General features: G+C 46.2%; 13 protein-coding genes. 1 reads left to right on the top strand and 12 read right to left on the bottom strand.

Annotation, left to right across the window (positions count from 1 at the left end; all coding sequences use genetic code 11):
• Window positions 1-64: 64 nt before the first annotated feature.
• On the bottom strand, window positions 65-946 hold the full coding sequence (locus tag PAHA3_RS08265; protein ID WP_062834300.1) for an AraC family transcriptional regulator: 882 nt from the start codon (window positions 944-946) through the stop codon (window positions 65-67).
• Window positions 947-1,064: 118 nt separating this feature from the next.
• Complete coding sequence (locus tag PAHA3_RS08260) at window positions 1,065-2,060, bottom strand: LacI family DNA-binding transcriptional regulator (RefSeq protein ID WP_062834299.1); 996 nt, start codon at window positions 2,058-2,060, stop codon at window positions 1,065-1,067.
• 155 nt (window positions 2,061-2,215) lie between these two features.
• Between PAHA3_RS08260 and PAHA3_RS08255 the strand changes: the two genes are divergently transcribed.
• Entirely contained in the window at window positions 2,216-2,641 is a 426-nt protein-coding gene (locus PAHA3_RS08255; RefSeq protein ID WP_062834298.1) for a MaoC family dehydratase, read from the top strand.
• 65 nt (window positions 2,642-2,706) lie between these two features.
• On the opposite strand, the gene PAHA3_RS08250 is transcribed toward PAHA3_RS08255, so the two are convergent.
• The 10 genes from PAHA3_RS08250 to PAHA3_RS08205 form a co-directional block, all read right to left on the bottom strand.
• Window positions 2,707-3,897, bottom strand: coding sequence for an aminotransferase-like domain-containing protein (locus tag PAHA3_RS08250; protein ID WP_062834297.1), 1,191 nt, complete (start codon window positions 3,895-3,897; stop codon window positions 2,707-2,709).
• Between the two features lie 131 nt (window positions 3,898-4,028).
• Window positions 4,029-5,177, bottom strand: a complete 1,149-nt coding sequence (locus tag PAHA3_RS08245; protein ID WP_062834296.1) for an NAD(P)/FAD-dependent oxidoreductase — start codon at window positions 5,175-5,177, stop codon at window positions 4,029-4,031.
• A gap of 6 nt (window positions 5,178-5,183) precedes the next feature.
• A complete protein-coding gene (locus PAHA3_RS08240; RefSeq protein WP_062834295.1) occupies window positions 5,184-5,903 on the bottom strand; it encodes an SAM-dependent methyltransferase in 720 nt (239 codons plus the stop codon).
• Window positions 5,890-7,047 carry a type III polyketide synthase gene (locus PAHA3_RS08235; protein WP_062834294.1) on the bottom strand — a complete coding sequence of 386 codons (1,158 nt, stop codon included), beginning with the start codon at window positions 7,045-7,047 and terminating at the stop codon, window positions 5,890-5,892. Before PAHA3_RS08235 ends, PAHA3_RS08240 begins: the two co-directional genes overlap by 14 nt.
• 231 nt (window positions 7,048-7,278) lie before the next feature.
• The gene (locus tag PAHA3_RS08230; protein ID WP_062834293.1) at window positions 7,279-8,163 is read right to left on the bottom strand and encodes an alpha/beta hydrolase; all 885 of its coding nucleotides are present in this window, start codon (window positions 8,161-8,163) and stop codon (window positions 7,279-7,281) included.
• A 5-nt stretch (window positions 8,164-8,168) separates the two neighbouring features.
• A complete protein-coding gene (locus PAHA3_RS08225; protein ID WP_235599390.1) occupies window positions 8,169-9,635 on the bottom strand; it encodes a methyl-accepting chemotaxis protein in 1,467 nt (488 codons plus the stop codon).
• Between the two features lie 105 nt (window positions 9,636-9,740).
• Entirely contained in the window at window positions 9,741-10,439 is a 699-nt protein-coding gene (locus PAHA3_RS08220) for a hypothetical protein (RefSeq protein ID WP_062834292.1), read from the bottom strand.
• 12 nt (window positions 10,440-10,451) lie between these two features.
• Complete coding sequence (locus PAHA3_RS08215; protein WP_062834291.1) at window positions 10,452-10,985, bottom strand: hypothetical protein; 534 nt, start codon at window positions 10,983-10,985, stop codon at window positions 10,452-10,454.
• A 175-nt stretch (window positions 10,986-11,160) separates the two neighbouring features.
• The gene (locus PAHA3_RS08210; protein WP_062834290.1) at window positions 11,161-12,228 is read right to left on the bottom strand and encodes a HAMP domain-containing sensor histidine kinase; all 1,068 of its coding nucleotides are present in this window, start codon (window positions 12,226-12,228) and stop codon (window positions 11,161-11,163) included.
• Window positions 12,225-12,896, bottom strand: coding sequence for a response regulator transcription factor (locus PAHA3_RS08205; protein ID WP_062834289.1), 672 nt, complete (start codon window positions 12,894-12,896; stop codon window positions 12,225-12,227). Before PAHA3_RS08205 ends, PAHA3_RS08210 begins: the two co-directional genes overlap by 4 nt.
• Between the last annotated feature and the right edge of the window lie 47 nt (window positions 12,897-12,943).

The following is a 12,943-nucleotide window of genomic DNA, read 5'->3' as shown; positions in this document are numbered from 1 at the left end:
AAACGCTTACATTTTATTAGAGTATATTGATTTTGGAGAGGGCTTTCTCCACAAATATTGTGCATTACCCTTCATATTTTGTGATATTCGTACGGTGTTTCTTGCGAAATTCGGAGGGTGTACAGTCATTATATTTTTTAAAAAGACGATTATAGGAGTTCACATTGTTGAACCCATGGCCGATGGCTATATCCAAAATGGAATCCTGACGGAACAATAACGCCCACTCGGACTTGATAATTCGAAAATGATTCAAGTATTCCATCAATGTCACTCCTTTGATCTCTTTAAATAATTTGCAGACATGGAACTTGCTGAATTTAATATGTTCCGCCACCTGTTCCAGCTTGATCGGTTCAGCATAATGATCCTCCAGATATTCACAGACCGATTCGAGGAATTCGAATTTTTTGGATGAAGTACAGGGCCATCCTACGGCCGTGAGTTGATCCGTCACCGGGGGCTTTGTACGTAACAATAGAACCATGAGATCATACAACCGCGAAACCATTAACCATCGATATCCGGGCTTTCGATTTTTTTTCTCGGCAATGATGGCATCTATATACTGAACCAGATTGTTACGACTTCCTGCATTCGACGGAATAACGGTTGTTTTGTTGAAAAGTTCGCCCAGATCCTGTATCTCGGCTTCAGTCGTGAAGCTTCCTGTTAACAATTCCAGCCGGAACAAGATTATGGTTAGGTGCTCAGTCCCCGGCAAAAAGCAGTGTACATCACCTGGTTTGATCAGCAGCACATCACCTTGTCCCAGCTCACGAATATGGTCATTCACGCCAATTCGTGCGCTTTTTCCATTGACGACAACCAATTCGACCTCATCATGCCAGTGTGCAGCAAAATTAAACTGATCACCTGTATGAATCACCCGAATGGGAAAACCTTCTTCCATATGGCCTGTCTCCAGAAACGTGGGTACGCCCATCTAATCACCCTCCATTTATTTCCTATGCAAGAATCTCTCGTCTTTATTATTATGCATAAATCGCCACACTCCTTTCTTTTTGGATATTTAAAATTCTGTTGAACGAAAAAAAAACTCCTCAACTCAGGTTGAGGAGCCGAACGGAATCACGTTCCACGCATTGGATATCCAGTGTATATAAATTCTCTACAGACTCTCCTTTTAACAGTTGAAAGAGAACATGACCGGCAAGCTGAGCAGCATCCGTCTTCGGTTGCCTAAATGTAGTCAGAGGTGGGTGCACATACTGAGATGCCGGGATATTGTCAAAACCAATTACGGATACCTGTTCAGGTACTGCAATCCCATGCTCTCTGAAGGCTTCCAAACCGCCAAAGGCCATTTCATCATTTGCAAAAAATACTGCGGATGGTAATTCTCCTTCGAGCAGTTTCTTCGCTGCATGGTAGCCATCTTGCTTCAAGTATTGTCCAGCGATTTTCCATGCCGGGTTCTCTTCAATGCCTGCTTCTGCCATGGCATTGAGATAACCTTGATAACGCTGCAGGTTACATTCGGAATGGGCTGGGCCACTAATATAGGCAATCGTCCGATGTCCTTTGTCGATCAGATAACGGGTAGCCAGATACCCACCTTGCGTATCACTCATCAAAACCTTTACAATATGTGGAGCATCCAGATCCCGATCCATGACAACAATCGGAAATCCTGCTTCAGATGCCTCCATGAGCAACTGATCTTCAATATTTTGAGCAATGACAATAGCTCCGTCGATTCTTCTTTCACGAATGTAACGATGGGCTGTCGACTTCTCTCCACCCAGTGAGCTGCACACGATCATATCGTATCCATGGCTCATCGCGATGGACTGTATTCCATTCACCAAATCCGAGAAATACGGACTGGACATGTCATGCACAATTACACCAATCGTTTGTGTACTCTGACGCTTCATTTCAGATGCAGGGCCGTTCTTCACATAGTTGAGTTGGTTTGCAGCTGCTAGCACTCTCTGCCTTGTTGATTCACTTACATTACCTTTATCGTTGAGTACGCAAGATACGGTTGAACTGGCTACACCAGCCATCTTGGCGACATCTTTAATCGTTATCATGATATATACTCCTCAAAGACCGTTTCATCTATTTATTCAACATGACTGCAATGCACACCAGACGGTTCACTAGCATTTTAACACGTCAGTCTGATCATGTCTCTTTCCAGGGCGTGACTGCGAAAAAAACACATTAAAGAAACCGAGGTACCCTCATGAAATTCAGTGAATATGTAATAGGTCAGCGCTACGAAACAAAATCCTTGGCATTATCCAAGAGCGATATTATTGAGTTTGCCAAAATCTATGATCCACAGTACATGCATTTGGATGAAGAAAAAGCCACACAAGGCCGCTTCGGCAGTTTGATTGCTTCTGGCATGCAAACGATGAATATCTCCTTTAAGTTATGGATTGAGGTCGGAATCTATGGAGAGCATGTTGTTGCAGGAACCGGAATGAACAACATTCAATTCTTGAAGCCCGTCTTGCCGGATGATGAACTGCATGTCATTGCAGAGGTTATTGACCTGCTTCCCAGACGTAAAGGAAATGGGATTGTTACGGTGCTGCTGAGTACATTTAATCAGAAGAATCAAAAGGTATTTCAGGCAGAATTAAGTGCGTTGATTGATAACTAAGAATGAGAAAGCCAAAAAAGCCGCCAATTGGCGGCTTTTCGTAGATATATCACATTGAAGTATTATTAAGCGTTATAACCTTTCAAGACCTGTCCCAAGATTTCAACACCCTTCACAATCTGTTCGTCCGATGGCGTGGAGAAATTAAGTCTGATGGCATTACAAGGGTCTTGCTCGTTCACCAGGAATGCATTTCCCGGTACAACCGCAACCCCTTGGGCTGCCGCAGTCTTGGCATAATCAAGCATTGGCACATGTGCTGGCAGATCACACCAGAGGAACAGTCCACCATCCGGTTGGGTGTAGGTAATGGACTCACCCATATGCTCTTGCAGCTTGTCCATCATCAATGTTGCTTTTCTCCGATATACCTCACGAATGCTGTTGATATGCCCCGCGTAGTCATACTCTGTCATGAACTTGTATGCCAGAATCTGTGGAAGCATGGCCGTATGTACGTCTTCTCCCTGTTTCGCGACAACCATTTTCTCCACGACTTCATGTGGCGCTTGTACAAAACCGACGCGCAGCCCCGCCGACAGAATTTTAGAGAATGATCCAACATAGATAACCAGACCCTCATCATCCATTGATTTGATCGTTGGCACATCGTCTCCATTGAATCGAAGTTCTCCGTACGGGTTATCTTCCAAAATCATCACGCCATACTTCTTAGCCAACTCGTAAATGGCCTTCCGTTTCTCCAGGCTCGTCGTTACACCGGTCGGATTCTGAAAACTTGGAATCACGTAGATCAGTTTCACATTGGGCTCCGTTTGCAGCGCCTGTTCCAGCTTCTCGATATCCATACCGTCCATCTCCATAGGAACACCGGCAAGCTTCGCACCAGATGCCCGGAAGGAGTTCAGAGAACCAATAAAGCTCGGGCTCTCACAGATGATGGTGTCCCCTTCATTACAGAACACTTTACAGGCCAGTTCAATCCCCTGCTGCGCTCCGGATACGATGAACAATTGATCGGATGGTTTACCCGTATCAAAACCTGTCTTCAAATGTTGAGTCAATGCTTCCCTGAGGGGAACATAACCTTCGGTAATTCCATATTGCAGAGCTGTGACCGGGTCATGCTCCAAAATGGATTGTGTAAACGTCCGGATCGCCTCAATCGGAAAGGTTTCCGGAGCGGGATTTCCCGCAGAGAAAGGAATCACATTTTGACCCGAAGAAGCCTTCAGGATTTCTCGAATAATGGATGGTTGCAGTGCTGCGATACGATTGGAAAATGAATAGTTCATGTTAAATAGTGCCTCCCGACATTTCATCTGACTTAGTTCTCTATCGTTACATTAGATTCTATTATACACCAAAAAAAGAGGCCGCCGTTAGCAACCTCTTCTGCATAAGTATTGAGCAAAATTTCAGCCTATTAGCGCACTGCATTCATCTCCGATAACCTCGTGGCCTTCACGACATAAGCGGCTAAACCCGGGATCATGCGAGCCAGACCCGGATAGAATTTATTGGTTTTGGCAAAAGCCAGCTTTTGAATTCTTCTTGCCCGTCTGAGCAATTGGGTAAATTCACGGCTCGCTTCCAGCGTGTAATTACTCTGCCAATCCGCATGCTCAATGTCGCCTTGCAGGTACTTGTCGGTCCACTTTGCACACAGGAGTGAGGAACGAAGAGCAATCGACATCCCGTCTCCACATAGGGGTGGTATCATCAGCATGGCATCCCCAATATGCGGATATTTGGACCACGGTTCAGGAACGTTGGACAGATGCAGCGGCGCAATCGACACCTGCGTTCCGTCTACAGGCTTCCCCTCGGCTAAACGAGCTGCCAAGCTTACATTCGTCTGGGATGCAGCCTGCAAAAAATCGATAACGGACTTGCCAGTTCCCTGCACGGTTTCCAATGTCAATAATGCGGCAACATTCACAATACCATCCTCAATCGGGGAAATCCCCACATAGCCACCATCGCAAAAATATAACTCGACCCGTGCGGGAATCTCAATACCACTGAAATGGGATTTAACGCCAACATATACGGTTTGGTCCCGCAGATCAGGTGCGGAAGCCATCCCCCGAAGCTTTTTGCTGCCATGTGCTCCGATAACGGCTTTGGCTCTGTAGCTGATCCGCTCGTCTCCCTGCTTCACCTGAACCTCATAACTGGCATCCTCAAGCTGCTCGATGCTCGTTATGGTCGCTTTGGTCACAATCTGGGCCCCAGCCGACAGAGCTTTCTGATGCAAAATCTGGTCCAGCTCATATCGGCTTATGCCATAAGCGAATCCTGGTAGCGGTGCTTCAATCACTCCGCCTTGCTGCATAACGATTTTGGCATGATCCATGGTGCTGGGTTTCTTCGCTTGGTCCAGAAGGTGAATGTCCAGAACTTCCAGCATCTCCTTAGTTTCGGGTGACATGAACTCACCGCAGGTTTTGTGACGTGGGAACTCCTGGCGATCCAGCAACAGGGTCCGATGACCTTTCTCCGCCAGTTGCATTGCACAAGTACTGCCGGCAATTCCGGCTCCGATAACGATGACATCTATCCATTTCGACACGTAAGATCACCTGCCTTTCGTGGGAATAACAACAGAGTAACGGAACAAAGGCTTCCATTCATAGGTCATCGTGTCATGATTTAGCCGTTGTTTAAGTTCCCGCCAATCCTTCCCTGTAAAGCCTTTGGCAACGGAAAGCGGGCCATCATGACGGATATAACGATTGCGCGAGATCATACGTGTTGTAATCCAGACCGCCTTATAGGATACAGTGTGGCGGTGAATATCATTAATGACGACACCATGCCTGGATGCTCGCAGCATATGAGAAACCATATCAACCAGCTGATCTCCGTCAAAATGATGCACAAACTGGGAGCCTGTCACGATATCTGCGGAAGCATCAGGCAGTTGTGTAAGATCGGCACGCTGTACCCGAACTCGGGGTTCATCACGGAATAGTTGTCTCGCTTCCTCACACGCCTCTTCCGTCAGATCAACCAGTGTAATCTCCAATTGAATGCCCTGACGATCCGCCCATTGCAGTAGTTTCTGGTTCACATCTCCTGAACCTGCCCCCACATCCAGAAGAGTCAGCTTATCCGGCCTTCCGACAGAGTTCCATAACTTCTCCACACCAGCCAGAGTTGGGCCAGGTGCTGCAAATATTTTGTTAAGCCGTCTCAGATGTCGGAGTGCTTCACGCAGCTCCTCGCCGCCCAGCGAGAAGTCATCCATGAGTTCGTCTTCCTTGGCCCGAATGGACAATGTTCTAAAGAAGGACATGATCGTGCTCCTCCATCACGGAAGATAATGACGGTACATAAGTGAATTTCATCAGCTCTGCGGTGAGTCCCGGTCCAAATGCCATGGCTACACCTTCTGTTGCTGGTTGCTCCTGTGCCTTCATGTCCTCACGCATCGCATTCAGTACAAACAAAATGGTGTTGGAGGATAAGTTACCAAACGTTCTGAGGACATCCCTGCTGTATTTCGTTTGCTCGTCTCGCAGCTTCATGACATTCTGCACAGAGTCCACTATTCCGCGACCTCCCGGATGGATAGCCCACAGTTCAGGAAGCTGTTCACTTTGAAGTAGCAGACGCAGCTCCTCTTCCAGATGAACACCCAGCAGCTTCGGAATACGAGGTGATAGATACAGATCATATCCCAGGTTCCCGACCTCCCATGTCATATCTTCAGTTGAATCCGGAAGAAGCACAGAGTAACCCGTTCCCAGACTCAGAACATTCTTATGCTGAGGTTCTGGGTTACCCACCACACAAGAAGAAGCAGCATCTCCGAAGAATGAAGCTGCAAACAGCGCTTCCCGATCTTGCACCGGCTGAAAATGAAGTGTGCACAACTCTACACAGACAACAAGAACCTGTGACCCCGGAGCACCCTGCACGACATCTCGTGCCATCTGAATGGCTTTCAACCCTGCGGCACACCCTTGAAAGATCAGTGGCAGTCGATTAACTCGGGCAGACAAACCCAAGTGACGGATGAGCATAACATCCAGACCCGGCAAGTATTGACCCGTGCAGCTGACCGTGATGATATGCGTGATGCTCTTTGGAGACACGCCTGAATCCTTCAGTGCTCTCTCTGCCGCCTCGATCCCGAGCGGAAGCGCCTCTCGCTTGTATGTATTCATTCGTTCTTCGGTTGTCGGGATGTCTGATACATCACCAGAGGGCAGATAACGGCATTCTTCCAGTGAACCCAGATAGCTCGGTTCCACGGTATATCGTGTTTCAACACCACAGGACTTGAATATTCGCCTGGCAAAACGGGCCAAATCCGGCCGATCCTGAAGAGAAGAAGCGATCAGCTCTGCAATGTCTGACTGCGCTACGGCGTGAGCAGGTAGAGCCGTTCCCATGCCAAGAATCGCGATATTCGATGGACTGTTATATTGGTTCATAATTAACCTCCTGGTATTGGTCATTATTTCCTCTAATTAACAACTCTTACCCTTAACGATATCGTTATAATCTCAAGAACGCTCCTAATCTAGTTTATTAACACACCCGCAAGCTCAGAAGCTTGGTTTCAACAAGTGCTTGATACAACTACACAAATAAACCAAAAAAGCCGCCATTAGGCGACTTCAAGGTAACCAGATTCTTCTAACATCATTCTGATGAACGTTACGTTATTTGGAAAATGTCTCTCTAATCTTGTCACTCATCCGAAACCAGGCATCCTCAGCCATCTGGAGATCGCCAAAATGCGTAAATCCATGAGCGGCTCCCTCATACTCCCTATGAGTCACCTTCACACCGCTTGCTTCGAGCCTTGCTGCATATGTTCTTGCTTCTTGAGCTAGTGAATCTTTCTCCGCGGTAATGATCAAGGCTTCCGGAAGACCCTCTAATGATGTTGCAAGCACTGGAGAAGCTAACGGGTCATGTGCATCTTCTTGCGTAACAAGGTACATCGCGTTGAACGTTCTGGCAATATCGGCTGGAATGGCTTCTTCAAAACTAGGTTTATGGGCCGGATCTGTTGCAACATCCAACACGGCATAATCCATAACCTGAAGAATAATTGGCAGCTCGCTTCCACGTTGCTGATTCAATAAACATACTGCTGCAGCAAGATTACCACCAGCACTATGCCCCCCAATGGCGAATAGCGACGGGTTAACCGATAAGGATACGGGATTGGCGTGGACCCACTGTACAACGTCGTAACATTCGTGTACCGCTGTTGGGAACTTATGCTCTGGTGCAAGACTGTAATCGATATTGATAACTACACAATTAGCACGATCAGCGATCAGACGACACCATGGATCATCCATCTCTGCTTGTCCGAAGATGAAGCCACCCCCATGCATATTGAAGAAAACTGGCAGAGGAGCCGAAGGCTCCCTATCTGGTTGGTACACCAGTACACGCGTATCACCTTTTGTCGTAGGAATCATGACTTCTTCCACGGTGACAGCATACGCGGAACTGGGTTGAAGAGCTGCACCTGTGCCGACAACATTTTGACGCATACGTTGTACCATTGCCATTTGTTGTTGTTGATCCATCGTTATCACTCCTTATTATGATTACCAATGAGTTCCTGCAACCGCAGACTTGAATGATTAATTCTGCCAATGAATTCGTAGATAACATCGATGTTATTTTCCTGCTCTTGTGTCGTTGCCAGTACACCTTCCGTTGCGACGGCATGTTCTTGCGAAATATCGGAAATATGATCCACTTGCGTTCGTACTTGAGTAAAGATCAGGCTCATCTGATCCGTCATGTCTAATTCCTTAGCTATGTATTGATCAACATGCTCAAATGTGGACCTGATGTGGTCAAAGCTCTCAAGTACTTGTCCGGTGATCGCTTCTCCTTCTTTTACGGCAGCATTGCCGATGGCGGCCTTCTCTACCACGAGCTGCGTCTTTCTTTTGATATTATGAATGATCTCATTAATTTGTTTGACCGTATCGGAGCTTTCCTGTGCTAGCTTCTTGACTTCATGGGCTACGACGGCAAAGCCAGCTCCAGCTTCCCCTGCTCTTGATGCTTCGATGTTGGCATTCAATGCCAGAAGATGAGTCTGATCCGCGATCTGGTTAATGGCCGACAGAAAGGTATTCACATCATCCATGCTTTGGTTTAGTTCCTGGACTGTCGTCATCGAATCGGTTACCGCTCCGTTAATCATGTTCATCTGATTGCCCATTTGCACAATTCGATCCGAGCTTTGACGAACAACTTGTCCGTTATCGGACGAGATTTGGGCAAGGCGATGTGACATCTGATTGATCTCCACCATCTGCGCATCTGCCGTGTTCATCATCTCGCTGATATGTGTAATGCTGCCCGATTGATCGCGAATGCCTTCCGTCACTTCCTGAATGTTCGATGTTACGGTGTCGCTCATCTGCTTCAGATTACGGATATCATCATTACAACTGGCAATATCGGTATTTAACGTAGATGTGTTCTCTCGAATCACCTTCACCATATTATCGAGTGCCTTCACAAGATCTCTAGCTTCTGCTTCTTTGTCGAGGGCGACCTGAATCAAGTCTCTTCCTCGTTTACATACAAAATACAGAGCCACAATGGTCAATTCAATGAACCCAATGGTCATGAAAAAGGTTGTATCGTATTGCTGATGGTCCGCGTAATAGATCACGATATAAGCAATGTTATACATGGCTCCGAATCCATACAACAGAACCCTGTTCAGATAGAGTGAAATGACACAGAGCACAACCACGATAAGCATACCTGCTCCGGGAGATTGGATATATTGCGTGGTTGCAGTCAGAATCGCAATCATTAGCACAACCATGGTCATGACCGGTTTTTTCTTACGATACATCAAAAATGTTGCAATGGAAAGCTCAACGAACAGCGAGAATACGACTGCAAGTTCAACCTGCTTACTACTTATGAAAAAGCAGAATGCGACCAGTGTCAGCCATAGAATCGTGGCAATGATTTTATTTACTTTGGCGGTGTTGTTTCTAAAAAAGCTGTTGTCCATGATTTGCATGGTAATTCCCCCTCAACGACTTGTGAACTGCTCTGCGATGATTTTGGTCATGATCAAAATGATATTGAGTAGGAGTACATAACACCATTCCATGTGAATCCCTCCTCATTCATCTCCCTGTTCGTTTGTTGCACTCCCCTGCTCCCGATTGGACTCCTTGTTCTTGTGGAACATCATCCAGACTCCCATCAGACAAAATAAAGCACTGCATCCCATGCCAAACAGGCTACTGGTTTTTAATGCAAGAGGTGAGGCTTGCATGGTAAGCAGTGTCGCTTGCGTCACGACGATAGATACCATGGCATCGGTGAAATTAATCATTTTCAATGTAGACATCATTGGGTTATGGAGATGACGATTAGCCCAGGTACCATACATGGCAAAAGCCAGCTTGGTAAAGGCAACTGTAGCTACGACATACACAATGATGCCGCTATAGATGAAGGCATCGCCGATCAGATACATTCGCAGGCAGACTATTGAATAGGACACGCCCAGAAAGCAAAGGAAAAGACCTCCGCGCTTATAGACCGTAAGCTCCAATGCATATCTCTCTTGGGGAGATTCCATCCTTTTAGCAACTTTATATTGTTGAAGCACCTGTCCTTTGGCTACACACAGAATCAGATAATACACAGCATTCGTAATGAACCATCCGGAAAGCAGATAGATCCCCAGGATTAACTTGCCTATTCCAATCAAAGCATTGATAACAAGCGAAGCAACGTTGATCATGGCTGTTCGATCTTGCTTATTTCCAAGGTGACGGGCCCATAGGGACTTCAAGTATGTCTTCATTTTCATAGGATATTCATACTACTTGGTGAGCAGACCATTCGCCTTTTCACATACCTCGTATATTTCGTCATATTTTTTGTCGATGTACGGCGTCACCTTGTCGGACTTTTTCTTGCGAAGCCCGCAGTAGCTGAAATACGGAATAATCCAGCCTGCAAAACCGGGGACCGCCAGCGTAATGGTAAGAGGTAGCATGTTTGCCTGATATGCAAACACCGAGCCAGCCATACATGCTGTGCCAACAATTCCGATGATATAAGCAACGGCAGAAGCGCCCATGATCTTGGATCGTTCCAATGTTGCGATCTCGGTCACACAGGATTCGAATTGTCTTTGCAAGCGGGTCAACTCCGTTTTGTTCCGAATCTTGCGATCCCGCTTGAACTTCATCGTGACGGAACCCACGTTTTGAAATGGTGTTGAAGTAGCTTCCAGAATCCAGCCAAAGTGCGCATATCCGTCCGTATACAATGATTCGGCATCTTGCTTCACAATAACGTCTTTATATTCATAGCCGACGAAGCTATGTTCAGTTCTGATCATCTCACTCATGTGTGTCATCACTCCCTCTATTGTTTTCTTTATATCCCTCATTGGATGTTCCTATCGTACCGACCAAATGTTTATAAGTTGCTTATGAAATGTTTACGAAATATGAATAAAAGCCTGAATTCAATGGTTTCGAATTCAGGCTTAGCTATTCAAGATCACGTAACTAGGCTATATGTTACTCTCCCACTTTTAGCTTAACGGTGAAGGTTGTGCCCTTCTGGGGTTCGCTTTCCACCGAAATAGAGCCACCCATCAACTCGATGACACGCAACGAAAGAGCGAGACCAAGGCCATTCCCCTCTCCGTGATGGGAGGGGTCCCCTTGATAGAATTTATCGAAGATATGTTTCATCGTTTCTTCATTCATGCCACAGCCTGTGTCCGATACCATGACTGTAATGGTGTCTTCATCCGACGTCTGCTTGAGGGTGATCTTTCCTCCGGGAGATGTGAATTTGAGCGCATTGGAGAAGAGATTATGCCATACGATCTCCAGCATACTCTCTTCCGCATGAATGATGGCACGATCTTCGATATCCACCATGAATTCAATATCTTTTTCTTCCCAGGTCTGTTCAAAAGAAAGAGCACATTCAGCAAGCTGCCTGCACAGATCATAAGGCTCGGCAACCGGGATAATCTCCTGATTCTCCAATTTGTTCAGCTTCAGGATATTAACGACGAGGGTCGCGAGTTTGTTCGTGGAAGAAATGATGGTGTCTGTGTACTCTTTTCGGAGCTCTGGACGTATATCATCCTGCTGCAACGCCATGGCATACCCGTGGATGACCGATAACGGTGTCTTAATCTCGTGAGATACATTGGAGATGAAGTCATTTTTCAATGTTTCAATACTGTTCAGCTCTTCTACCATTTTATTAAAATCCTCGAACATCACATCCACGTAGTTCTGCTTATCCGCTCGGTGAATCGGTTCCAGATATACGGAGAAATCTCCTTCCGCTACCTGCTTCGCAGCCTCACTGAGTTTGCGCATTGGCTTATCGAAGGCATTATACTTCTGCCTTGCCGTGACCAGGCAAAAAATAAGACTGACGATGACCCAGTATCCCGAAATACCGAAAATGTAAGGCCATGGGACATAACCCACGGGCAGATAGGCGTTATAGATGAGTGCTTGTCCTGCGGTCAATGTAGATAACAAGAGATACGTACCGAGAAACTCTTTCCATGATAGTAGTGGCTTTTTAATTCTCACGTCCGCGATCTGTGTCTTGGTCATTGCAATACGGCCTTGTAGCCAAGTCCGTGCACTGTCACGATTTTAAAATCCTCACATACGGAGAACTTGTCCCGAAGTTTCACAATGTATACATCCACTGCACGCAGGCTGGTCTGACTGTCTACGCCCCAGAACTCGTCCATCAGCTGTGCACGGGAAAAGGTATGTTTGGGATAAGAAAGCAATTTGTAAAGGATATTGAATTCTCGCACTGTTACGGATATTTCCTCGCCATTCACCGTAGTTGTCATATCATTTGCATCCATCAACAGACTTCCTACACTCAGTTTCTTCTCATGGGCAATATTGGCCCGCCGCAACAGCGCACCTACACGCAGGACGAGCTCGTCCAGATCCACGGGTTTGACCATATAATCATCGATCCCCGCCTGATACCCCTTTTGTTTCGAGGAAATATCGTCACGTGCTGTAACAAAAAGAATGGGAATGGTCTTATTAATCTGTCTCACCGTCTCGGCAAACTCAAATCCGTCGATCTCTGGCATCATGACATCGGAAATCAGAAGATCGTACATGTCGTTATACATCAAATCATACGCCTCTCGCGGATTAAAGCATCCGATCGCGTGATATCCGTTATTGGTTAGATATGTACAGATAATACGATTCAGTTTAATGTCGTCCTCTACCACAAGTATTTTGATCATCTAATCATCCTTTCAAGCTACATGTCCTCATTATAATGTCCAGATGT

The sequence above is a fragment of the Paenibacillus amylolyticus genome (genome assembly GCF_001570725.1).
GTDB classification, from domain to species: domain Bacteria; phylum Bacillota; class Bacilli; order Paenibacillales; family Paenibacillaceae; genus Paenibacillus; species Paenibacillus amylolyticus_A.
This window is presented reverse-complemented; position numbering and strand designations above follow the sequence as displayed.